The organism is Bacillus sp. UNCCL81 (assembly GCF_900112535.1).
GTDB lineage: Bacteria > Bacillota > Bacilli > Bacillales > Bacillaceae_G > Gottfriedia > Gottfriedia luciferensis_B.
Window position 1 is genome coordinate 412049 of sequence record NZ_FOMF01000002.1, and the last position, 23575, is coordinate 435623.

Sequence of the window (23575 nt, forward strand, 5' to 3'; positions counted from 1 at the left end):
ATAGGATGTTCATGAGTAAGTAAAAAGGAGAAAAATTGATTTATAGTAACTCATAGAGAGTTCATGAGTATGTAAAAAGGAAAAAAATTTATTTATAGTAACCCATAGAGGGTTCATGAGTAAGTTAGAAATGAAAAAATAGATTTGAAGTAACTCATAGAGGGTCATGAGTAAGTTAAAAAGGAAAAAAGAGATTTTTAGTAACTCATAGAGGGTTCATGAGTAAGGTAAAAAGGAAAAAAGAGATTTGTAGTAATTCACAAGGGGTTCATGAGTATGTTAAAAAGGAAAAAATAGATTTGTAGTAACTCATAAGATGCTCATGAGTTACTGAAAAAGCAAAAAGGAAAACACCATACATAAAATAGGACCAAATATTATTAGAATTATCTGAAATATCAGGTCCTAAATATGCAAAATTTTCTATTAAACTATCTATTTATTTCGTTATAACTAGCGAATACGTTGTCGCCTCATCCACTGAGTCGCAACCCATTTTTCTCCACTATTAACAGGGCTACCTGCATGAATCGTTAGTTCATTGATTGCTTCGTCCTGATAAAAATATTCAAAGTATAAAGCAGTGCCTTTTTTAGCGGCGACAGAATAATTAAGTGCAGGAAAAATCGTTTCTCCGCCTTCTTCTACATCATTTAAATAGAGAATGAGTGTACTAATCCTATTATTTTTTGTCCTATGATTAGAAAAGTAATCGAAATGTGGTTTATACTGTTGCCCTGGTTCGTAATGAAGAACTTGTAATGGTTCTGCATGTTCGATTGGAATATTCATGATCGTTTCGATTCGATTTTCAATACGTTTAATAAGTTCCGTTTCACTTTCCTCAAAAAACATGCCACTACTTGTTCGCATCTCATTTTCTTCATGAGATAACCCTATTTTTGAGCGTTTCATGCGCAATTTCGCATGGTTGATTAGCTCATCACACTCTTCATCACTTAAAACATTATTAAGTAAGACAACTAATGGTTCTTCTTTCCGAGTATGAATCTCAATCTCGCGATCAATTGTTTGGATAAACGGACCAGTGTGATTAAAAATGGTTTGTTCAGTTTCCTTTAAATTGCCTACTTCTAACATTTTGTCACATCTCCTTGTCTATTTCACTAATACAAATCCTAGGAAAAATTGGTGAGCACATTGATTTGAATAAATTTCGCAAATCATTTTTGTAGAAAAGAAAAAACTGAAATTTGGATTTTTTGATTCAATGCTAAAATACCTGTAGATAAAAAATTTGTTTTTAGATTAAATTCCTCATTGTGATGTTATTTTCCTGCTTAAATCAATGCCTATCAGACTAATGTTTAAAGAAAATTTCGAAATAAATTTTAGGGTATTTAATTTGTGGTAATTCGGGAGTTTTGTCGATTTTCATGTGTTGAAAACCCATCGTATTGATAGTGAGGGGGAGAAGTTTAAGTTAAATAAAAATAGAAATGATATAATTTTATAATATGAAAATATTATCCTATTAAATTATCTAATGGAGCATGAAATGAAAAAATCACTATTTATTGGTCTAACGTCATTATTAATACCATTTGGTTGTGAAAATGAAAAAATTCCATCGCTAGATACTTCAAAATTAAAAAAGTTTGAACAACTAGAACTTACAAAAGAACAAAGAAAAATATTACCTGTTACTTATAAATCCTCTTCGATCGAAGAAGGTTTAAGTGCACTTCCTTTTAAATTGAAGATTCCTAATAATTTTCCACTTGAATTCGATCCTATTAAAACATTATCTATAAATGATATCGATCATAAAGGAAAGAAATTAGATGTACAATATAGTCTTTCTCATATTGATAAGTCAACCCTATTTATAGTACTTGTTATAGTTCATAATTATAAACCTGAACTTGAGGTAGAAGAAAATGAATCGAATGAAATTGTTGAATTAAAGGGTGGGGTACTTGGTACTTATACAGGAAATTCAACTTTAGGTATTTCATATAAACTTGATAACAATAAAGAAGATTTTGATACAGAAGAAAATACGCTTGTTTTCAATAAAAAAGGTATTTATTATGAACTTACTTATGTTTCAAATATTGAAAATACTGAAAAGAATAAACAATATGTCATTAATATCGCAAATAAAATGTTGTAGATTTAGTAAAGTTAACTAAAATCGGATCTTTAGTTTTAATGACTTAAACTTGCATAAATACTAACAGGAAAAAGCTAATTAAACATACTATACGGGGTAAATAAATGAATACAATAACTGAAGTGTTTTATTCTCCATATGAAGTTTTTCAAGCACTCAGTGCACTTCAAGATGAATATAACTGGCTAATAACTGATACAGATTTTTATTTTGAAGAATTTAGTGAAACAATTGAGAACTATCAAATAAAAAATAGTGATAATGACATTTTAGAAATATATTGGATACCACATAAAAACATTTCAAAGATTACTGAACATAAGTATTTTGGTTTATCTTGGGGTGTATTTTCAGCTTTCCCTAAAAATGAAAAGATTGAACTAAGTAATTTAGAAATCATTCCATTTGCAGATGGTAACCCAAGTTTTTGGGTACCAAATCCGAAAACTCAACATCCAAAGGCTTTATTTGAAATAGTATTTTGGGACTCGTCCTATAATTTATTAATTAGTAAAGATGAAAATATATCGAGAATCTTTAGAAATGCATTTGAAGGGTGGAAGGATTTAAACCTTTACAATGTAGAAATTTAACTTAAATATTGCTAATAATATGTTCAAGGGATGCTAATTAGATGGTCAATTATTTCAAATCAACTTATAAAAGAAAAAGGTCAGATAAGTCAAAACTAACTCATCTAACCTTTTAAGCTATCTATTTCATTGGTTGTAAAGCCTTATATCGATCGACTGCTTTTTCATCTGCAGTTTTTGACATTTTGTAATGATAGATTGCATCTTCCCAGTCTCCATACATCGGATTTGGTAATTGGATATACTTTATACCTAGGTCCTTTGCAATTTTATCGACATTATCTTTTCGAGTTTTCAAATCCGCTTTATAAAAGATATCTGATAAATCGTTTGTATTATCGCCTACTAACATAACAATTTCATGGGTTTTTGCAATCTCTGCTTGTCTCGGACCTTTTTGAGCAGTATTTGTTTTTAAAAATAAATGTTTTGAGTCAACATTTGGTAATCCATGTAGATTCAAATTTTTTATTGTGTCATCTCGTGTTTTTTCAGGACGATTTGTAATATAAAAAACATCTACATTCATTTTTTTCGCTGCGAGCAGGAAATCTTTTGCACCAGGGATTAATTCAGCTTTTGCCATATGGATCCATTCATCCCAGCCTTGTGGGTAAGAAGTATTATTTTTAATGGACCAAGCAGTATCTGGGGAATTATCAAGGATTGTTTCATCAATGTCTAAAACAACTGCGGCTGGTTTTGCGTTTTTATTTAATTTATCACTTGCTTTCTTTTTAATCATTGTTTCTGCAAGCTCTTCTTTTGCCTGATTATAAATTTGAATTTGCAAAGCCTTGTTTTCCGCAGAGGATTGAAACCAATTAGTAGACATAACATTATGTTCTTGTGTGCTTCTTGCCAATTCAGCTTTACTAAAACCAATGCCAGCCAATGAACCAAATGCAAATGCAAATAAGATAGAGAGGATAATAACAATTTTTTTCATAATAATTTCCTTTCATATTTATTAAATGTACTAGCTAAATAAAAATTAGGTAGTAAATATGAAAAATTGCTTTTCAAGGTTGTTATTACCTAAAGTCTAGAAAATATTCGCCTAATAATGAAAATTTCATTTACCGTAATTTCGGAAATTTCTGAATTCAGTAAAGAAAGTGATATGATATAAGGGAATTCAATTTTAAATTTGAATGGAGGCTATCGATGACTATTCATTTAGAAATCGTAACAAGAGAAAATTGGGAAGAAGCTTTAAAACTTGAAGTAGATAGAGAACAATTGAATTTTGTTCCTTCGGTTGCAGTATCCATTGCAAAAGTATATATAAAGCCAGATGGTGAAAAAGTGGAATATATCCCATTTGCCATTTATGATGATCAGAAAATGGTCGGATTTATTATGCATGCTTATGAAGAACATACAACAAATAGTTATTGGATAAATGGTTTTTTAGTTGATAAACAGTTTCAGGGTAAAGGTTATGGTAAATTAGCATTTGCTGAAATGATTAAATGGATTGTGAATAAATTTCAGCAATGCAATGAGATTCGCTTAACAGTTCATAAAGATAATAAATTAGCTATGAATTTATATAAGCAATCCGGATTTAATCCGACTGGTGACTACTTTGGAGAAGAAGCAGTTTGGTATTACATTGTTCAGAGATAACTGAATTTTACGTATGATTAATTTTGAATAATATGTGAACAATTTTTTAAATGATAGGAATTAGTAGCTATTTTCAAGAAATAGTAGGGTATGTCAAAAAGTAGGGATTTTCACGTTATGGAGAAATGGGAACGAAGACTAATTAATACGAAACGAGGTACATTTGAAGTATTTTGCAAAGGTGAGGGAGAGCCTTTATGTGTCACACATAATTACTCTGAATTCAATGATATTGGAGATTATTTTGCAAATTCATTTACAAAATTATTTAAAGTATTTTTAATAAATTTAAGAGAAACGGGTAATTCTGAAAAAGCACATTTTCCTTATGAATTAAGTATGTTAGAAACGATTTTTGATTTAGAAGAAATTAGGAAAGCGTTAGGTTATTCGTCCTGGAGTTTTGCTGGACATTCTACCGGTGGAATGCTTGGAATTATTTATGGGATCTATTTTTCAAATTCTTTAAATCATAATATTATTGTTGGGGCTGCAGCAAGAGACTATGCAACATTTTCAGAAAACTGTATTTATAACAGGGCTCATCCGCAATATAATAATATGCAAGAATTAATTGAAAGACTAAAAAGTAACCAATTATCTAATGAAGAAAGAAAAGCGCTATCAATTGAGCGGACAAAGCTTTCTTTACATAAGCCTGAACGATATTATGACTATTTTAATTTACCAATCTCTAAAAAAATGTCAGCAATTCGACTTAATTATTTTAATCGGGAATATCAAATATACGATGTAACAAAAAAGTTAGCATTAATAAGCTGTCCAACTTTAATCATTTGTGGCAAACATGATGTACAATGCCCAATCGAATATTCAGAAGAAATGGCTGAAGGAATTGAAAATTCGAAATTAGTCATTTTTAATGAAAGTAATCATTATCCATTTTTAGAAGAGAAGGAATTATTTTTTAAGGTAGTAAAACAATTTATTAAAAAATCGACTGTAAGAAGTTGAAAGAATGTTTAAATGAAGTCAAAATAAGTACAAATAATATATAGCAATTTAATGATTTCTTTCAACCTCATTATACCCTAGTTAAATTAAGCAAGTAGGTATAGGAATGGGGAAGCGACAGAAGATTATTAACTAAATTAAGGAATACAGAAATTTTAGTTAATAATCAGCCCAATCATGATTCCAAAGCGATTCAAATGAATCGTTTTTTATTTTTTTGAATTGTTAAAAAAAGGTTAATTCATGGTAAAATATTTTTAATATAAATTATTAATATTTGTATTTGAAAATAATTAACTTCATATTTAAGGAGCATACAAAATGAATTTACCAATCCTTTTCGCTATTATTGCGTTAGTTCTATCATTAGTCTGTGGTTCTGGATTTAGCCCATTATTAATAACAAATGTTTTATTAGCCTTAATCGCAGGTATATTATATGAACGAAGAGAAGAAAAACAAGTTAATGAATAATTTACAAAAGCTGGAGGACTAAAGTTGTTAACCATTTATTTAACAAGACATGGTGAAACGGTGTGGAATATCGAAAATCGATTACAAGGCTCAAAAGATTCCGAACTTACTGCTAGTGGGATTAGTGATGCTAAATTATTAAGTGAAAAATTAGCAAAAGTGAATTTTAGAAAAATATATACTAGTTCGAGTAAACGTGCAGTAACAACTGCAAATATTTTAAAAAACAATCCCACAATTCCAATTATTGAAGAAGATGATTTAAAAGAGATTAATTTTGGTGATTGGGAAGGGAAAACGAAACAAGAAATTAATGCGGGCTTTGAAAATGAATTCGAATCGCTATGGAAAACACCACATTTATACGATCATAGTCCACATCAAGGTGAGAGTTTACTAGACTTAAGAGCAAGAGTAGGTAATGTTATCCAAAATATTTTAAATTCAAATGAAGAAGGAAATATATTAATTGTTACACATGCAGTTGTATTGGCGACAATTGTAGCTCATTTAAAGCAATCACCAAATGAAAAATTATGGGATCTACCTTATGTCCATGGAACAAGTTTAACGGTTATTAATTTTGATGAAGATAAAGAGTTGGAATTTAAAGTACTTTGCGATACAACTCATTTAGATCGTATTTAATGTTTTTACTAAAATATGTTAGCCTACCTAATTTAAAATATAGGTAGGCTATTTTAATGATTAAATTGATTGGAAAGATTTTTCATTTTTATTGAATTTGTTAACTTCTTGATCAATCACCTTAATTAATAGGATTGTAACGAATACAAAAATAACGTCTATAAAATAGATTAATAAGTTTAAATAAGTTTCCTGTAGCATAATGCCAAGCATTGCTCCCATCATACCACCCATAATTCCCGCAGTTATACCTTCTAGTACAGCCATTAATGATAATGGTTTACCTGTTAAGTATCCTATTAATATGCCTGCAGTCATTGAAATAATTGTAGGAATGGTCAAATCTGTATTCCGAAAAATAATACCAAAGATTGTACCAATTGTAACACTTGTCATCATTGAATTCGTCATACTGATCATTTTTCCGGCTGTACAAGAAAGTTTTTCTTTTTTTCTATTTGCGATTAAGATGACATATGATGAAAGTAGTACAGTTAAGACAATGCTAGCCCATTCTAAGAACATTAAGTTAAACTCCTCCCTATGTAGGATTCTTAGTTGTTTGAGTTATAACGTTCAATTATATGTTGAAAAAGCTTAATTGTATGAATGAGATTTCAATAATTTTATTTATGCTTTTACATTTATATCACAAATTTAATTAACCGTTTTAAGTAAAGTAAGGGTGAGGATTTTATTTAAAAAGGAGTGATGTTAATGAAGAAATTCTTTTACATATTCATAACTATGTTATTTATTTTACTAGTTTGTTCTGGCTGTGGAAAAAAGGCTGAAATTAAATCGAGCCCTTTTTTAGATCATATTCAATTTTCAATTAACGAAAAAAAATTAACAAATAAAAAACATACTCATGTGTATCAAGTAAATTTAGTAGATTCAGATGGTAAAGAAGTAGATGTAGATTCGATTAATTTTAAAATGGAAATGAAAAGTATGAATCATCATGTTGAAGCGAGTATGAAGAAAATAAATACAGGTATATATGAAGTGAGCTTGGAACTGCCGATGGAAGGTACTTGGAGTAAACAAATTATCTTAAAAAAGGGTAAAAATGAACGTAAAGTAACATTTAAATAAAGAAAAATAAGAAAAAGATAGTAAATTTAGTAAACTAGACTATTTTTACTATCTTTTTTTGAATGCCAGATTGTTACCTGCTTCTATTATTAAATAATTAATCTACAACAATATAACCAATCATTGGTGTTCCATCATGAGAGTGAGTATCACAAATTAATCGGTATGTACCTTCTTTTTTAAAGAATAAAGGTACTTCAGTCGTTTTACCTTTAACAACTACACCGGTGATATTTGTTCCTTCGATATGGAAACTATGTTCTTTTCCATTTATTCCATGAATTTTTAGATTTACTTTTTGGTTTTTTTCAACAACGATCGTACCTGGATCCCATCTATAAGCTTCAATTTCCGTTCCATCATCTAGCTTTGTACTGAATTCGGCTGTAATCATATCGATGTCTATTGTTTTTACGTGTTGCTGCTCTACTGCAGTCTGAACTGAATTTGGTGTTAAGTAATACCAACCACTTAATCCAATTACTACAAGGAGAAAGCAAATTAATAACCATTTTTTCTTAATAAAAATAAAGTGCATAAGACACCTCCAAAATTAATTTCATATTATAAAATATGCTTATCCTATTAATAACTTGTCTACTAATTCTACATTCATAATTTACATAATTATTTCTATTTTTCATAATGTATAGAAGGGATTCATTACTAAATTTGGATTATTCAAGAATGGTAATCTACTATATAATGGAAATATAGTAATTTTTTTGGAGGGGATTTGATGTTTAAAAAAGTACTAGCTAGACTAGGAATTGGAGCAGCTTCGGTAAATACAATTATTCATACAAGAGATTTATTTCCAGGAAAAAATGTTGAAGGTGTAGTTGAAGTTAAGGGTGGTTCAGTTGCACAAGAAATTAATCATATTGGGCTTAAGTTAAAATCATATGCTAAAAAGAAAAGTGGAGACGATGAGGTAAACGTTAAAATTCAATTGCATGAAGAACGTGTATCTGGAAAAATGAAAATTGAAGCGAATGAAGAAAAAGTAATTCCTTTTTCGTTCCAATTGCCATTTTACACACCGATTACAATAAGGCATGGCCAGGTTTGGATTGAAACTGATTTAGATATCGATTTAAGTATTGACCCAACAGATACTGATTTCTTAAAGGTTCTTGCACATGAAGAATTAGCAAACTTTGTAGAAGCATTTAAAATTCTTGGCTTCCGTTTACGTCAGGTCGAGGTGGAGTCTCAAAAAGGTCGATTCTATCAAGAGTGGGAGTTTGTTCCTAACTCTAAAAGAGAATGGCGATTTGATGAAATTGAATGTATGATCGAACCGAATAAAGATGGACTGTTTATGATGATAGCAGTAGATAAAGCTGGTTCATATCGTGGTTTAACAGGCTTACTACAAGAGTCATTCGGGTTAGATGAAAAGAAAACATCTCTTAGTTTTAAAAATGAGCAACTTAAAGATGTACAATCAGTTGCAAATTCGGTTAGGGCGTTTTTACAACAATATAATTGATAAAAAAGTAAAATAGAGTTTTTGTCTCTTGCTTTTAAATTTTTACATTATCATAAATTCTCATTCTTTAGACTGAATTTAAATGGAATTTTTAATAAAAACTATCCGTAAAAGAATTTATAGAATACAATAGTATTTATTAGAAAAAATTAACATTTTTATGTTGAAAAGGAGATTTTATGAAGTCTAACGTTAAAAATATGAAATGGATTTCAGGTGGTTTTGAAGCATTACTCGGGATACCTGTTTTAGGTGGCTGGATCGTTTTTGGTTTTGGTTATACGCCATTATTTATAGCTTTAATCCTCCACATTATTACACTCGTTTTAGCGAAAAAGGCTGGCGTCTCTGCGATTGGAAATATTTTTGGGATCATAACTTCTTGTCTTGCATGGATTCCGATATTAGGTATGATTTTGCATATTCTATCAGCCATTTTTATTTTAATTGGTGCAGCGACTCAACGTTCAAAATAGAGTGATTTATAAGTAAGATATAATTGGTAACTAAGAACAAGACTAACGTCAGGTTAGTCTTTCATTATTTTTAAGAAAGAGTGATAAAGTTGGTCTTTTTCTTAATCAGTGGTTTTTTCATTCTTCTTATTCTAGGAATCGTTTTAATAATAAAGGGTTTTTTAGTAAAAGGACTAATATTGATTAGTATAAGTATCGTTTTTGGAATTATTATGATTATTTACTATGAACGGAGAAGACAGAATAGGAGATTCGATTGGTGTGATTGCGGTGATTTTGGTTATATACCAGATTGTGACTTGCCTGATTGTCATCATCACATGCCTGATTGCACACCGGATTGTGCACCTGATTGTGATTGTAGCCCAGATTGTCCAAGCTAATAGGGGGATTATTTTTGATTTTGAATTGGATACCATGTCATCGTAAAAAAGAAAGGTCATTTCATATAGGCTCTTATACTTTTCCACTTTGTGCAAGGTGTACTGCCATACTTCTAGGTTATTTGTTTCTTCCTTTTCTATTTATGATTTCTTCCTTTATACTTTGGTGGTACATTCCTATTTTAATGACTCCGTTATTGATTGATGGGTATACACAGAAATGGAAATGGAGAGAAAGTAATAATTCCTTACGTTTCATAACAGGATTCTTATTTGGAATTGCTCAAACAATGTTGATTGTAAGGTCTGTTTTATTTTTGATAAAAATTCTTATATAACTTCTTTATCAAGCTAATGAATTTTTTTCTACCTGATTGGTTAAAGTAACATTTAGATTCTTTACTAAGGAGGATTAAAAAATGGAAGATACACATGAATTTGTCGAAAAATTACATGAAAAACAAAGAAAAGACCAAAAAAATAAAGAACACCAAGGTAATGGAACACCAAATGAAAAATTACCTACTAAGCAACATGGAACAAATAAATAATAAATGTTTTACTAGCCGTGGTAATTAACATGGCTAGTTTTATTTTGTTAAAAGAAAGGAAGACATCTAAATGTCTTCCTACTCCTTAATTATCCTTTTTTACCATCTATGTGCCTTAGCGTTGCTTCTTAAAATGATCGTGTTCTGAGACTCCATAGTATGTCCATTGACTTGTGATTTAGCATGTTTAGGTCTAGTCCAATTGTGGTAAAATTTCTGAGAATGAGGATCTAAATGATTTTTTAATGTCATGTTTGATTCACCTCTAAGATAATTTAGGATATCTTTGATATTCAATTGAATATCGTTGTTAGTATTTGAAAATTAGTTGAAAAAGATACTATTTTAAAACACTAAAATTATTTAGATCTAATTTAAGATGAGATATTGAAATTAAGAATATAAATTAACTTCATATTTTTAGGTGAAAATAGAATTTCATTTAAGAAAATTGTTAAATCTAAAATTTAATGGTAATTAATGAGCGTTTTAATTGATTATCCATCGTATCGTTTATTATTATTTTAAGTAATAGAAAAAAACATTTTGTTAAGTTGCTGAAAGATGAAGGCAATTTTCAATTAGAATTAAACACTAATGTATTAACTAAAACAATGATGTATTTTCAAAGAGGAGATTATTTAAATTTAGAAATATTTTTTTCAATTTATTCAAAGGGGAAACCGGGATGGATATTCAAAATGAGGTCTTACAATTTAAAATGGATATAGGTGTTAAAAAACCTGATAGTATTAAAAATAAAGAAGTTAAATGCCCATTTTGTGATCGTGAAAACTTAACGGATATTATCGATACTTCTGGCTCAATCATTTTTTTAAAAAATAAATTTCCAACATTAGAAGATACTTTTCAAACTGTTATTATTGAAAGCGATGATTGTGAAGGAGATCCTTCGAAATATTCGTTAACACATTTGACAGAATTATTAGTCTTTGCAATTGATAAATGGGGTGATATGGAATCGACAGGAGAATACAAATCTGTTATTTTATATAAAAATCATGGCCCATTATCTGGGGGTACACTAACTCATCCACATATGCAAATTGTTGGCTTGAAAAATATTGATTACAACAAAAAGGTAACAGATGTGTATTTCGAAGGGATTACCATTTCGTCGGATAATGGATATGAATTAAACATTTCTACTCATCCAATTATGGGATTTAGAGAATTCAATATACTAATTGATGATCAGAAATTTATTCCACAAATGGCCGTCTACTTACAAACGGTTACACATTATTTACTTAACCATTTTTATAAAGGACTTCAAAGCTATAATTTATTCTTTTATAAATGGAAAGGGAAAATTATTTGTAAAATTATTCCTAGATTTGTTGTTTCACCATTATTTATCGGGTATTCAATTTCTCAAGTGTCTAACCAGTTAGAAGTACATAAAGATCAAATACTTAGTCTTTACCAAAAAGAATTAGAGGGATTATCTTCAATTTAAAAAGAGCTTACGCGTTGTTGTAAGCTCTTTTTTATATTGTTGAGATTTTTTTAGTAGAACTTGCCTAGATCAACTTCCTTGTATCTATAATATGTTTATTTAATGAATAATTCGTTTTTTAACTCTCTAATTTGTTCAATATGACGTTTTTCATGAACACCTATAAAAGGAATCCATTGTTTTAAATTGATTTGTCCAAAGATGGGATGCGGTATGCCTTTATCATCCAATTTATGATCTTTAGTTAGTTCAACAAATTCATGTAGTGATTTTCTAGATTGGTTCAATTTCTCAGTCATTTCCATTTTAGTAATGAATTGATCAATTGGTTCAAAATGAGGTGGAGAGGTTATTTTTTTAGTACGATCAGTTACTAGGTGAATTGGCTTATCTGGAATAACTTCACTAGGTGCTTCATTAAATGTTCGTGTCATTAGCTTTACTAATTTAGATTCCATTAAGTATAAATGGTCAAGAACTTGCATAATGGACCATTTTTCATTATTTACCTTCTTATTTAACTGTTCATCTGATAAATGTTCAATAACTTCCATCAGTTCTTCACGAATTTGGATATTTTCCTTCAAAAGATATTCCCCATTTCTATTTTAATAATTGTAAACCAAAATTTTTTACAAGACTCTATGAATCTAAAATTTGAGTATTACTTATTTAGATAAATATTATGAGTAATCATAAGAAATAATATAAAAAACAAATAGTAATTCTTATTTTTAATTTAATGTAGCTTGTAAATTTTTACAAATTTGAACGGTTTTGAATGAGTTTGAATGATTTAGATTGTTATTGAATGTTTTTGGAAGAAAATGATTGATTTTTTATTTTTGGTGTCTTATACTTGGTTTTATGAAAGGATGAATTTTATGTTAACTCCGGAAAGACAACAATTCATTATAGAGATGATAAAGAGAATGGGTATTGTGAAATTGAGGGATATCGTAGAGGCTACAAATACTTCTGAGTCGACAATACGACGTGATTTAGTTGAGCTTGAGTCTCTTAATCTCTTAAAAAGAGTTCATGGTGGTGCAGCTTCAATCAATAGCAAAGCCACTGAGTTGAGTATGACTGAAAAAACATCCAAAAACGTTCAAAGTAAAAAATTAATCGCCGGGCTTGCAGTAACTCAAATTAATGAAGGCGATTGTATATATTTAGATGCTGGAAGTACGACATTTGAAATGATTCCTTTATTAAAGGGGTTAGATGTAACAGTCGTTACGAATGGATTAATGCATGTTGAAGCACTTTTTGAAAATGAAGTGTCTGCATATCTTATAGGTGGAAAAATGAAAGGGCATACAAAAGCATTGATTGGGAGTATGGCTTCTGAAAGTCTAAAGAATTATCGGTTTGATAAATGTTTTATTGGGGCGAACGGTATCCATCCCGAGTTTGGTTATACTACGCCAGATCCTGAAGAGGCGTTTGTTAAGAAAACAGCCATCTCTATTTCAGAGAAAGTATTTATAATAGCTGATTATAGTAAATTTGGCGAAACAAGTTTTGCAAAGATTGGTGAAATTGAAGAAGCGATTATTTTAACGGACGAAATAGATGATGTACTAGCTAAACAATTAGAGGAAAAAACATCTTTGATAAAGGTAGTGAAATCATGATTTATACAGTAACACTTAATCCTTCAATTGATTACATCGTTGAAGTTGACGATATCGGGTTAGGAAAAATTAATCGGATGAAAAGGGAAAATAAATTTCCTGGTGGTAAAGGAATTAATGTTTCAAGAGTTTTGAAAAGATTAGATGTCGAAAGCATAGCACTTGGTTTCGTTGGAGGTTTTACAGGAGATTTTATTAAAAATGTGTTGGAAAATGAAAGAGTTACGTCTGACTTTGTTCAAGTGGAAGGCGATTCTAGAATTAATATAAAATTAAAATCTCAATTAGAAACTGAAATTAACGGACAAGGACCTGCAATTTCCGAGGAAAAATTAGATCAATTTTTTTATAAACTAAAACAAATTAAAAAAGGTGATTATGTTGTATTAGCTGGTAGTATCCCTAATACATTACCATCTGATTTATATGAACAATTGACTTTGTGGGGACAAGAAAATGGGATTCATATCATTGTTGATGCAAGTGGAAAAGTACTTTTAGATGTAGTTAAACATCGTCCATTTTTTATCAAGCCAAATCATCATGAATTAGGTGACCTATTTGATGTCAAAATTACTTCAATTGAACAAGCAATCCCGTACGGTAAAAAGTTAGTTAAATTAGGTGCTCAAAATGTAGGAATATCGTTTGCAGGTGATGGAGCGATTCTAATTACAGAGTCTTCCGTTTATGTTTCAAATGTTCCAAAGGGAGAAGTAATTAATTCAGTTGGTGCAGGTGATTCACTTGTGGCTGGTTTTGTTGGTACTTATGTAAAAACAAATAATATTGAAACGGCATTTAAAGTAGGTGTTGCATCAGGTAGTGCGACCGCTTTTTCAGAGGATTTAACAAAAAGAGAGAAAATTGAAGAATTACTTAATCAAGTAAAGATTGAAAAAGATTAGGGGGGACGAAATATGAGAATCACAGAATTATTAAAAATAGATACAGTTCTCATTGATTTGAATTCATCATCAAAAATGTCAGTAATTGATGAATTAATACATGTTTTAGATGTTGCAGGGAAATTAAGCGATCAACAACAGTTTAAAGAAGCGATTTTAACACGTGAGGGTCAAAGTACTACAGGAATTGGAGAAGGTATTGCAATTCCACATGCTAAGACTGCGGCGGTTAAGACTCCTGCAATTGCATTTGGTCGATCAAAAAATGGGATTGATTATGAATCACTTGATGGTCAACCAGCTCATTTATTTTTTATGATTGCAGCTAGTGAAGGAGCAAATAATGCGCATTTAGAAACATTATCTAGATTATCTTCACTATTGATGGATGAAGAATTTCGAGGCTCATTATTAAGTGCAAAAGATGCAAATGAAATTATTCAATTAATCGATCTAAAAGAAAAATCGTTAAATGATGAGAATGTAGAACCAGTTATAGAAGATTCTTCACGTCCACTAGTCCTTGCAGTAACTGCCTGTCCAACAGGTATTGCTCACACTTATATGGCGGCTGATGCTTTAAAGGCAAAAGCAAAGGAATTAAATATTGATTTAAAAGTTGAAACGAATGGATCAACAGGAATAAAAAATGAATTAACAAAAGACGAGATTAATAGAGCAGCAGCTATAATCGTAGCAGCGGATAAACAAGTTGAAGTAAATCGCTTTGATGGAAAGCATGTCATCCAAGTTCCAGTAGCAGATGGTATTCGTAAGTCAAAGGAATTGCTTGAAAGAGCTGTTAAACAAGATGCACCAATTTTTCATGCTAATCAAAATGGTGGTGGCAGTTCTTCAACAAATCAAGGTTCGGGAATATACAAGCACTTAATGAATGGTGTAAGTAATATGTTACCTTTTGTAGTTGGTGGAGGAATTCTAATTGCGTTAGCATTTGCTTTTGGAGGAATTCATACAAAAGGTCCAGTTGCTGAATTACTAATGAAAATTGGAGGAACTGGTGCTTTTAGTTATTTGGTTCCTATTTTAGCCGGTTTCATAGCAAGTTCGATTGCCGATCGACCTGGATTTGTACCAGGGGTTGTTGGTGGATTTTTAGCTTCAAGTGCTGGCGCAGGATTCTTAGGTGGTTTAATAGCTGGTTTCTTAGCAGGTTATGTTGTACTTGGACTAAAGAAAATATTTTCTAAGTTACCTAAATCATTAGAAGGTATTAAGCCGGTTCTATTATATCCAGTATTTGGATTATTAATTACGGGTATTTTAATGGAATTAGTTGTAAATCCTCCTGTAACATATTTAAATTCAGCTTTAACACATTGGTTAAGTAGTTTAAATGGTGGAAACGCTGTATTGTTAGGATTAATTTTAGGTGGAATGATGGCAGTAGATATGGGTGGCCCTATAAATAAAGCTGCATTCACATTTGGTATCGCTGCAATTGCAGCAAATAACTTTGCACCACATGCTGCTGTAATGGCAGGTGGTATGGTACCTCCATTAGGTATTGCTTTAGCTACTACACTTTTCAAATCAAAGTTTACTGAAATGGAACGTAAATCAGGTATTACAAACTATATTATGGGGATTTCTTTTATAACAGAAGGAGCGATACCATTCGCTGCGGCAGACCCAGTAAGGGTAATTGTCAGTTCTGTTGTAGGTTCTTCAATCGCTGGTGGACTTGCAATGGCATTTGGTATTACATTACCTGCGCCACACGGTGGAGCTTTTGTAATTCCGTTAGTAAATAAACCAGTATTGTATTTACTAGCTATCTTAATTGGCTCGATTATCACAGCGATCATGCTTGGAATTTGGAAAAAAAGAGTAAATGAATAATTAAGTACAATAAAAAGGCGACCTTAAAGTCATTATTTTGACTTATAGGATCGCCTTTTTTTATTAAAATGTTAACATTTTTACAAATACTGGGATTTACAAGTGAATAATAACCTTAATTTAACGCAAAATAAATCTAATTTATTGTATGAGTTTGGAAATTAGGTGAAATGCATAATGCGTTCTAATAAACATAACCAAAATAATCGAAGTTCAATCATCGAAATTAGTGGAAATTTGGATCAGAATGTAGAAAATGTAAAAAAATCACTAATAAATACGAGTGATTTAACAATCAGACATTTAATGTTTCATCATAAAAAGATTGTAGTTGTCTATATTAGTACAATTGTAGGTAGGGAAGCTCTTGAAGTCCAAATTATTCAACAAATTATTAATAATCCAAAGGATACGATTCCGAATACAGTAGCAATTAATGATGTTAAAAGTTCGGATTCATTTGATGAATGTATTCTCAGTATTGTAAAAGGAAACACGCTCATTTTCACAGAATTTGAAAAAAATGTAGTAATTTTAGAAACTACTTCCTATCAAAATAGATCTATTCAAGAGCCTAGTAGTGAGCAAACGATCAGGGGCTCCCATGACGGATTAGTAGAATGTATACTGACAAATATCAATCAAATAAGACGAAGAATTAGTAATCCTAATCTTGTTGTAAAAACTTTATCATTAGGGGTAGAATCTGACACGCGAGTAGCAGTTATATATATTGATACGATTGCAAATGAGGAGTTAGTTAAGGAAGTCCATAGACGACTTTCATATATTAATGTTGATTATGTCCATTCACCAGGTAATCTTGAGGAATTCATAGAAGATGACCCTTATTCACCTTTTCCGCAATTATTAACAACTGAGCGATCTGACCGAATAGCTGGAAACTTAATGGAAGGAAAGGTTGCTATTTTAACAGATGGTAGCCCTTCAGCACTTGTTTTACCAATTACTTTTTTCACGTTTTATCAATCACCAGATGACTATAATAGCCGATGGATGGTCGCTTCATTTGCACGTATTTTAAGATTGGTTAGTTTTTTAATTTCTATATCATTGCCTGCTTTATATATTGCATTAGTTTCTTTTCACTTTGAAATTATTCCAATAGATCTAGTATTTAATGTAAAAAGTTCATTAGAAAACGTTCCATACCCACCGTTAATTGAAGCTCTAGGAATGCAAATAATGTTAGAATTGCTTAGAGAATCAGCAATACGGTTACCTAATCCAATTGCCCAAACAATAGGTGTTGTAGGAGGTTTAGTTATTGGAACTGCTGTTGTACAGGCAAATTTAGTTTCAAATACGATGATTGTCGTTATTTCACTTACTGCAATTGCATCATTTGTTGTACCGGACAATGAAATGGGAACATCTGTTCGATTACTGGGTTTTCCTTTAATGTTTGCAGCATCATTAATAGGATTAATAGGAATTGTTTTTGGTCTTAGTATTATCCTAATCCATCTATGTAAACTTGAATCGTTTGGGTCACCATATTTTGCGCCATTTGCTCCATTTAGAAAATCAGACCTAAAAGATACAGTTGTTCGTGCGCCATCATGGAAAATGAAAAAACGACCGTTTGCACCTTTACCAAAGAATTTTAAACGAGAAAATAATTCTAGAGGATGGAAAAATGATGAAAAATGAAAAGATGCTTTCAATAACGCAATTCACATTCGTCATCATTCAAGCTCAAATTGGTGTGGCATTACTTTCACTACCATATGTAGTCCATAAACATGCAGAACACGATGGTTGGATTTCAACATTAGTTGCTGGTGTTGGAGTGTTTTTACTATTACTTATAATGTGGTTACTTGGTACGAGATTTCCGAAAGATACGATTTATGATTATACAACGAAAATAGTCGGTAAATATATTGGGATTGTAGTCTCGTATCTTTATATCTTATTTTTCTTTATTGTTGCGATTTATGTGGTAATCATCACCATTTCAGTACTAAAAAAGTGGATTCTTACATTTACTCCACCTTATGTATTAATCATCTTTATAGTTGGTACAGGGGTTTATTTAGCAAAAGAAAATATGAAAGTAATCGCACGATTTTTTACTTTCGTTTGTATTCTAATTTTATTTTTAATTTTCTTTGAATTTTGTTCTTACAATAATGTAAATTACCGCTATTTATTTCCAATTGGACAGGCGGGTGTAAAAAACATCTTTATAGGAGCACATGATGCTTTAATCTCAATGATGGGATTTGAGTTCATTTTAGTATTATTTCCGTATGTAAAAGGAAAGCCAAATAAAATATTAAAAGCAGGAACGATCGCTATTAGTTTTGTAAGCCTCTTGTATACATTTTTTTTAATTACAAGTTATATGAGTTTTAGCAAAGCAGAAATTGAAATCATACCTGAGCCAATCTTATATTTACTAAAATCATTATCATATGAAGTAATTGAAAGATTAGACCTTGTCTTTCTATCTATTTGGGTTGTACCAATCTTAACTTCATTTGTGACCTACTTATATTTAACTAGTTTCGGAATCAGCAAACTCTTAAAGTTTAAAAGCCATAGTAAAACAACTATTTTTATAGGAATTGTCATGGCGATTATCTGTACTTTTTTACCAAATAGTGAAGAATTTATAATGAAATTTGGGACAATTCTTTCTTTTACAAGTTATGTTTTTATCTTTGTATTACCTTTAATTTTATTAATTGTTTCGCTTATTAGAAAAAAGAAAGAACTCGGTAATTCATATGAAATATAAAATGGTATTGATCTCTTTAATTTGTATTTTGCCTTTAACTAGTTGTTGGGATCAAAGATTACTAAAGGAGTCTAGGCTAGTTTATAGTGCTGGATTTGACTTAGCAGAGGATAATAATATGCAAGTAACTGCAGTCATTAAAACAAATAGTCAAGGCGGAAGTGATCCTTCACAAGTTAAAACAACAAATGTCATTATTACTACTACAGGAAAAACAACAAATGCTTCAAGAATAAAATTTACTCGAAAAGTAGCAGGAGATTATGCTACTAATAAAACAAGGGTTTTATTACTTGGAGATGAATTGTCTAAACAGGCTATTTATCCTATATTCGATGTTATATATAGAGACCCAAGAAGTTCATTAGGTGCAAAAGTTATTATTACTAAGGGCCGAGCGGTAGATGTTTTAAAATTAAGCAAAGTAGAGGAAACCCTTGTAAGTGAAGAAATTTTAGATCTAATAACTAACGCAGAAAGCCATACGATGATTCCTATTGAAAATGTCCAAACGATTTGTACAATTATGTTCGATCCAGGTGAAGATATTTTTTTACCGCTAATTGAAAAAGATGATGATAAATTGATTGATATTTCTGGGGTAGCATTATTTAACGATCAGAAATATACAGGGTATAATCTTTTAGGTGATGAACCTACTATGTTGCTTTTATTTAAAGATCAAATGAAGAAGTACGCAAGATTTAATTTAGAAGTTATTCCGAAAGAAAAAGATATTAGGGAACGGTATATAACGATTCAAGTGAAAAAAAACAAGCCAAAAATGAAAATTAAAGTTTCAAAAGACAATAAAATAACCGTAAATTTAAATCTTAAACTGGACGTTGATACACTTGAGTACGCACATGATGATTTAGCTTCCCAAAAAGAAATTGATATGTTAAATAAAAAAATTTCAAAGCAATTAACAATAAAAGCTGAAAAAATCATTAAAACAGTTCAAGAATCAAATTGTGATGCTTTAGGAATTGGCAGACAGTTAATTTCATTTCATCCTGACGTGTGGAAAAAACTGGATTGGGACAAAGACTATGCTAAAATTACAATTAAACCAAAAGTTGAAGTGAAAATTGTCGGAACAGGTATCTTAAAATAACAAAAAACCATCCATTGAGGATGGTTTTTTGTTTATTTAGATTACAAAATAATAAACACAGAAGAAATGACAAAGTGTTCCAAGCATAATGAAAATATGAAAAATTTCATGAAATCCCCAATTTTTAAAAGATAAAAATTTAGGCTTAATTCCGTAAATCACACCACCAAACGTGTAGAAAATTCCACCTAAGATTAGTGCGAACATTCCTTTCATACTAATCGCATCAGATAAAGGTGCCGAAGCAAGTATAATGACCCATCCTAAAGCGATATAAAGGGCTGTTGATAACCATCTTGGACAACTAAACCATATCAACTTGAACAAAACACCACAAAAAGCAATGAAAGATACAATCGAAAAGATGATCCATCCCAATGTACCTTTTAGACTAATAATACAAAAAGGAGTATATGTACCTGCAATTAAGACAAAGATCATTGAATGATCCATCCGTCTTAAGAAAGCGATTATTTTATCGCTAGCTTTTGCCATATGATAGGTCGTTGAAGCTGAATAGAGAAGAATCATACTTACACCGAATGCAATAACCGCAGATGTTTGTAATACACTTCCACCAGAAAAAGTAGACTTTAAAACCATCGCTAGTAACCCAAATAGGGATAAGACAGCACCAACTAAGTGTGTCATGGAATTAATAGGTTCACGCATAAAGTTCCCCATGTATATCTCCTCCAACTATGTTATGTAGTTTTGATAACTACATATAAAGTTATCATCAACGACATTATATAGTCAAGTGTTTAAAGAACAATTTTTTTATGATAAAATTAACCCGTAAATTACATAAGAAGAGGACGAAATATGAAAAAAATTAATGAATTAATTGAACAAATAGATTTAGATAAAAAAATCTTATTAGATGATATCCCTAATCTTGATCTATATATGGATCAAGTAATCCAATTATTTGATAATAAATTTGCGAAACCAAATTCTAATGAAAAAGTAATGACAAAAACAATGATTAATAATTACGCTAAAGCTAAATTGCTTTTCCCAATAAAAAATAAGAAATACACAAAGAATCACATCATTTTAATCAGTTTAATTTATCATTTAAAAGGTGCACTTTCGATTAATGATATTAAAGAAACTCTAAATGGGTTAAATCAAAGAATACTTGAAAACAATGAAATTAATATTGATGATATATATTCAAGTTTTTTACATTTAAATGAACTAAACGCTGAAAAGTTTAAAACTGAACTGCAACAATCTAGTGAAAATGTAAACAAAGAAATTGAACATATTGATGATGAAAGTAAAGAATATATTGAGAAATTACTCTTAATTACTTCTTTCGTTAATATGAGTAATTTATATAAAAATGCAGCTGAAAAATTAGTAATGGATATGATTGAGAAGCAGAAATAAAATACATTTTTTGAGCTTTGTCGATCGGAAAGGGGCTATTTAATTTAGTAGGTTGCTATTTAAAGTGGCCCCGCCTAATGTTTAGTAGAATGTACGAGGCATTAGGGAATTCTTGATGGAAATGACCTTTCTTTGCAGGTAATATGCCTATATACATCAATTTTTTTTCATTCTAAAAAGGTTTAGAGTAAAATTGCTAGCTTTTCACTTAATATTACTCACGATTGTACAATCTATAGGATGTAATACCTTAACTGGTATGGGTAATTTTTTGTTTTATTTGCTATTCTTTTGAATTTAATTGCAGTTTAGCTGATTTTATTTGCTATTCTCTAATTTTAATTGCAGTTTAGGGGTTTTTAATTGCGATTTTCAGATTTTAATTGCAGTACACTTTTATTTGCACAGATTGACTCCCCATTTTCAAGTCACAAGGACAACATAATGAAGTTATCCAGCACTTATTTGCAGTTTCAATTTAAAATATTTTTCAAATTCTTGCTCTTTCATTCTAATATCAGTCCATTTTTCTTAATTAAGTCTATAATAAAATTTAAATAAGACCATGAAGAGCAAGGGGTGATTTAAATTGCATTCAACTGAAAAACTATATTGGACTTTAATTGAACATAAAAAATGGAAGATTCATATTGCTGCAACAATAAAAGGGTTATGTTTCGTAGGCTCACAATGTGGACCCATTCAAGAATTAATTTTATTTAAGGATAAATACTTTCCTGGAATTGAAATGGAAGAAGATGAAACAATATTAGTAGCTTATAAAAAAGAGATTATTGAATTTTTAGAGGGCGAGCGGACTAATTTTAATAGTAGACTTGATTTTCGTGGTACTGCATTTCAAAATTCAGTTTGGAGTGCGCTATGCTCGATCGGTTATGGAGAAACTAAAACTTATTCAGACATTGCGAGTTACCTAAATAAGCCAAAATCTGTTCGAGCAGTCGGGAGAGCAATTGGTGCAAATCCAATATTGATCATTATTCCTTGTCATCGCGTAATTGGAAAGGATGGATCATTAACTGGCTATCGTGGTGGTTTAGAAATGAAAAAAAGTCTTTTAAAAATTGAAACTAGAAACTAATTAATTAGGAGGTGTTTGGATGGAAAGTGAAATATTTTATAAAAATCCAAAAACCATTCTAAATAAAGGTACAGGTTTTCTCTCAGGATATACTCACTCTTTAAATCCTTATACTGGTTGCTCATATGCATGTTCATATTGCTATGTAAGACAAATGCCTGTTTCACTTTTTCGAAAAAAAGAATGGGGTAGTTGGGTTGATATTAAACAGAGTGCCCCTATTATTCTAGAGAAAGAATTTAAAAAGGCAAAAAGCAAAGATAAAGTAACCATTTTTATGTCATCTAGCACAGATCCATATCAACCGATTGAATATAAAGAAAAATTGACTAGAAGTCTATTAGAAGTCATGCTGCAAAATCAACCAGATTTTTTATTCGTTCAAACTCGGAGTCCGCTTGTAAAAAGAGATATTGATCTCTTAAAGCTATTTAAGGAGAAAGTACGAGTAAGTATGACGATTGAAACAGACTTGGATGAAATAAGAAAGTTTTTCTCACCATATGCACCTCCTATTAATGCACGACTTAAAGTCATCGAAGAGCTTGTAAATGCTGGAATTCCAACCCAAGCTACAATCGCTCCTATTCTCCCTAGTAGCGAGAATTTCCCAAAAAGATTATCGGAAATTGTTCATAGAATCTGTATCGATGATTTTTTTATGGGTGACGGAAGCGGAGGAAAACGAACTGGTCGTCTTGGTATTGAAAAAAAATATGCTGAGCGTAATTTAGAAGATTGGTATGGTCCAGATGCCTATCATATCGTTTATCAACGATTTAAAAAATATTTTTCTGAGGATCAGCTTTTTATTAGTCAAAAAGGTTTTGAACCATAA

29 protein-coding genes are annotated in these 23575 nt (G+C 30.5%); 22 read left to right on the forward strand and 7 right to left on the reverse strand.

All coding sequences use genetic code 11. From position 1 onward, the window contains the following. Positions 1-453: 453 nt before the first annotated feature. The gene (locus tag BM319_RS02150; protein ID WP_091021169.1) at positions 454-1101 is read right to left on the reverse strand and encodes a 2OG-Fe(II) oxygenase; all 648 of its coding nucleotides are present in this window, start codon (positions 1099-1101) and stop codon (positions 454-456) included. A 418-nt stretch (positions 1102-1519) separates the two neighbouring features. Between BM319_RS02150 and BM319_RS02155 the strand changes: the two genes are divergently transcribed. Then, positions 1520-2137 carry a hypothetical protein gene (locus BM319_RS02155; RefSeq protein WP_091021170.1) on the forward strand — a complete coding sequence of 206 codons (618 nt, stop codon included), beginning with the start codon at positions 1520-1522 and terminating at the stop codon, positions 2135-2137. Positions 2138-2241: 104 nt separating this feature from the next. Further along, a complete protein-coding gene (locus BM319_RS02160) occupies positions 2242-2730 on the forward strand; it encodes a hypothetical protein (RefSeq protein WP_091021171.1) in 489 nt (162 codons plus the stop codon). A gap of 121 nt (positions 2731-2851) precedes the next feature. Here the strand turns inward: BM319_RS02160 and BM319_RS02165 are convergent, their stop codons facing one another. Next, a complete protein-coding gene (locus BM319_RS02165; RefSeq protein WP_091021172.1) occupies positions 2852-3679 on the reverse strand; it encodes a 5'-nucleotidase, lipoprotein e(P4) family in 828 nt (275 codons plus the stop codon). 218 nt (positions 3680-3897) lie between these two features. Between BM319_RS02165 and BM319_RS02170 the strand changes: the two genes are divergently transcribed. The 4 genes from BM319_RS02170 to BM319_RS02180 all read left to right on the forward strand — a co-directional run bounded on the left by BM319_RS02170 (position 3898) and on the right by BM319_RS02180 (position 6459). Beyond that, positions 3898-4362, forward strand: coding sequence for a GNAT family N-acetyltransferase (locus tag BM319_RS02170; RefSeq protein WP_091021173.1), 465 nt, complete (start codon positions 3898-3900; stop codon positions 4360-4362). A gap of 117 nt (positions 4363-4479) precedes the next feature. After that, positions 4480-5337 (forward strand): alpha/beta fold hydrolase, encoded by an 858-nt coding sequence (locus BM319_RS02175; RefSeq protein ID WP_069032106.1) that lies wholly within the window; start codon positions 4480-4482, stop codon positions 5335-5337. A gap of 321 nt (positions 5338-5658) precedes the next feature. Beyond that, complete coding sequence (locus BM319_RS24505) at positions 5659-5811, forward strand: hypothetical protein (protein WP_175403430.1); 153 nt, start codon at positions 5659-5661, stop codon at positions 5809-5811. A gap of 24 nt (positions 5812-5835) precedes the next feature. After that, entirely contained in the window at positions 5836-6459 is a 624-nt protein-coding gene (locus BM319_RS02180; RefSeq protein ID WP_069032107.1) for a histidine phosphatase family protein, read from the forward strand. A 60-nt stretch (positions 6460-6519) separates the two neighbouring features. Here BM319_RS02180 and BM319_RS02185 read toward each other — a convergent pair whose 3' ends face one another. Beyond that, complete coding sequence (locus tag BM319_RS02185; RefSeq protein ID WP_069032108.1) at positions 6520-6984, reverse strand: hypothetical protein; 465 nt, start codon at positions 6982-6984, stop codon at positions 6520-6522. A gap of 192 nt (positions 6985-7176) precedes the next feature. Between BM319_RS02185 and BM319_RS02190 the strand changes: the two genes are divergently transcribed. Beyond that, positions 7177-7557 (forward strand): FixH family protein, encoded by a 381-nt coding sequence (locus BM319_RS02190; RefSeq protein ID WP_175495534.1) that lies wholly within the window; start codon positions 7177-7179, stop codon positions 7555-7557. A 97-nt stretch (positions 7558-7654) separates the two neighbouring features. On the opposite strand, the gene BM319_RS02195 is transcribed toward BM319_RS02190, so the two are convergent. Next, positions 7655-8095 (reverse strand): cupredoxin domain-containing protein, encoded by a 441-nt coding sequence (locus BM319_RS02195; RefSeq protein ID WP_091021175.1) that lies wholly within the window; start codon positions 8093-8095, stop codon positions 7655-7657. Positions 8096-8296: 201 nt separating this feature from the next. On the opposite strand from BM319_RS02195, the gene BM319_RS02200 reads away from it, so the two are divergent. From BM319_RS02200 to BM319_RS02215, 5 genes are all read left to right on the forward strand, one after another. Then, positions 8297-9052: a sporulation protein gene (locus tag BM319_RS02200; protein ID WP_069032111.1), complete on the forward strand. Its 756-nt coding sequence runs from the start codon at positions 8297-8299 to the stop codon at positions 9050-9052. Between the two features lie 179 nt (positions 9053-9231). Further along, positions 9232-9528 carry a hypothetical protein gene (locus BM319_RS02205; protein WP_069032112.1) on the forward strand — a complete coding sequence of 99 codons (297 nt, stop codon included), beginning with the start codon at positions 9232-9234 and terminating at the stop codon, positions 9526-9528. A 179-nt stretch (positions 9529-9707) separates the two neighbouring features. Further along, positions 9708-9911, forward strand: coding sequence for a hypothetical protein (locus tag BM319_RS24310; protein WP_139116323.1), 204 nt, complete (start codon positions 9708-9710; stop codon positions 9909-9911). Between the two features lie 14 nt (positions 9912-9925). Beyond that, positions 9926-10249 carry a DUF2085 domain-containing protein gene (locus BM319_RS02210; protein ID WP_069032113.1) on the forward strand — a complete coding sequence of 108 codons (324 nt, stop codon included), beginning with the start codon at positions 9926-9928 and terminating at the stop codon, positions 10247-10249. 81 nt (positions 10250-10330) lie between these two features. Continuing rightward, the gene (locus BM319_RS02215; protein ID WP_056466015.1) at positions 10331-10462 is read left to right on the forward strand and encodes a DUF4023 domain-containing protein; all 132 of its coding nucleotides are present in this window, start codon (positions 10331-10333) and stop codon (positions 10460-10462) included. A gap of 99 nt (positions 10463-10561) precedes the next feature. Here the strand turns inward: BM319_RS02215 and BM319_RS02220 are convergent, their stop codons facing one another. After that, positions 10562-10714 (reverse strand): YpzG family protein, encoded by a 153-nt coding sequence (locus BM319_RS02220; protein ID WP_069032114.1) that lies wholly within the window; start codon positions 10712-10714, stop codon positions 10562-10564. Between the two features lie 442 nt (positions 10715-11156). On the opposite strand from BM319_RS02220, the gene BM319_RS02225 reads away from it, so the two are divergent. Further along, positions 11157-11942, forward strand: coding sequence for a DUF4931 domain-containing protein (locus BM319_RS02225; protein WP_439097765.1), 786 nt, complete (start codon positions 11157-11159; stop codon positions 11940-11942). 95 nt (positions 11943-12037) lie between these two features. On the opposite strand, the gene BM319_RS02230 is transcribed toward BM319_RS02225, so the two are convergent. Beyond that, on the reverse strand, positions 12038-12529 hold the full coding sequence (locus tag BM319_RS02230) for a DinB family protein (RefSeq protein ID WP_084006711.1): 492 nt from the start codon (positions 12527-12529) through the stop codon (positions 12038-12040). 297 nt (positions 12530-12826) lie between these two features. Here BM319_RS02230 and BM319_RS02235 point away from each other — a divergent pair, with 297 nt between their 5' ends. The 6 genes from BM319_RS02235 to BM319_RS02260 all read left to right on the forward strand — a co-directional run bounded on the left by BM319_RS02235 (position 12827) and on the right by BM319_RS02260 (position 20237). After that, entirely contained in the window at positions 12827-13582 is a 756-nt protein-coding gene (locus BM319_RS02235; protein ID WP_069032116.1) for a DeoR/GlpR family DNA-binding transcription regulator, read from the forward strand. Beyond that, on the forward strand, positions 13579-14490 hold the full coding sequence (gene pfkB / locus BM319_RS02240; protein ID WP_069032117.1) for a 1-phosphofructokinase: 912 nt from the start codon (positions 13579-13581) through the stop codon (positions 14488-14490). Before BM319_RS02235 ends, pfkB begins: the two co-directional genes overlap by 4 nt. A 12-nt stretch (positions 14491-14502) precedes the next feature. Further along, on the forward strand, positions 14503-16353 hold the full coding sequence (locus tag BM319_RS02245; protein ID WP_091021176.1) for a PTS fructose transporter subunit IIABC: 1851 nt from the start codon (positions 14503-14505) through the stop codon (positions 16351-16353). Between the two features lie 177 nt (positions 16354-16530). After that, positions 16531-18027, forward strand: a complete 1497-nt coding sequence (locus BM319_RS02250) for a spore germination protein (RefSeq protein ID WP_091021177.1) — start codon at positions 16531-16533, stop codon at positions 18025-18027. Next, positions 18017-19120, forward strand: a complete 1104-nt coding sequence (locus BM319_RS02255) for a GerAB/ArcD/ProY family transporter (RefSeq protein WP_217648341.1) — start codon at positions 18017-18019, stop codon at positions 19118-19120. The genes BM319_RS02250 and BM319_RS02255 overlap by 11 nt, the downstream gene beginning before the upstream one ends. Further along, on the forward strand, positions 19110-20237 hold the full coding sequence (locus BM319_RS02260; RefSeq protein ID WP_091021179.1) for a Ger(x)C family spore germination protein: 1128 nt from the start codon (positions 19110-19112) through the stop codon (positions 20235-20237). The genes BM319_RS02255 and BM319_RS02260 overlap by 11 nt, the downstream gene beginning before the upstream one ends. Before the next feature lie 36 nt (positions 20238-20273). On the opposite strand, the gene trhA is transcribed toward BM319_RS02260, so the two are convergent. Further along, entirely contained in the window at positions 20274-20921 is a 648-nt protein-coding gene (trhA, locus tag BM319_RS02265) for a PAQR family membrane homeostasis protein TrhA (RefSeq protein ID WP_091021180.1), read from the reverse strand. Positions 20922-21062: 141 nt separating this feature from the next. Between trhA and BM319_RS02270 the strand changes: the two genes are divergently transcribed. The 3 genes from BM319_RS02270 (at position 21063) to BM319_RS02280 (ending at position 23575) form a co-directional block, all read left to right on the forward strand. After that, entirely contained in the window at positions 21063-21635 is a 573-nt protein-coding gene (locus BM319_RS02270; protein WP_091021181.1) for a DUF1836 domain-containing protein, read from the forward strand. Positions 21636-22224: 589 nt separating this feature from the next. Next, a complete protein-coding gene (locus BM319_RS02275) occupies positions 22225-22737 on the forward strand; it encodes a methylated-DNA--[protein]-cysteine S-methyltransferase (protein ID WP_091021182.1) in 513 nt (170 codons plus the stop codon). A 19-nt stretch (positions 22738-22756) separates the two neighbouring features. Beyond that, positions 22757-23575: an SPL family radical SAM protein gene (locus tag BM319_RS02280; RefSeq protein ID WP_091021183.1), complete on the forward strand. Its 819-nt coding sequence runs from the start codon at positions 22757-22759 to the stop codon at positions 23573-23575.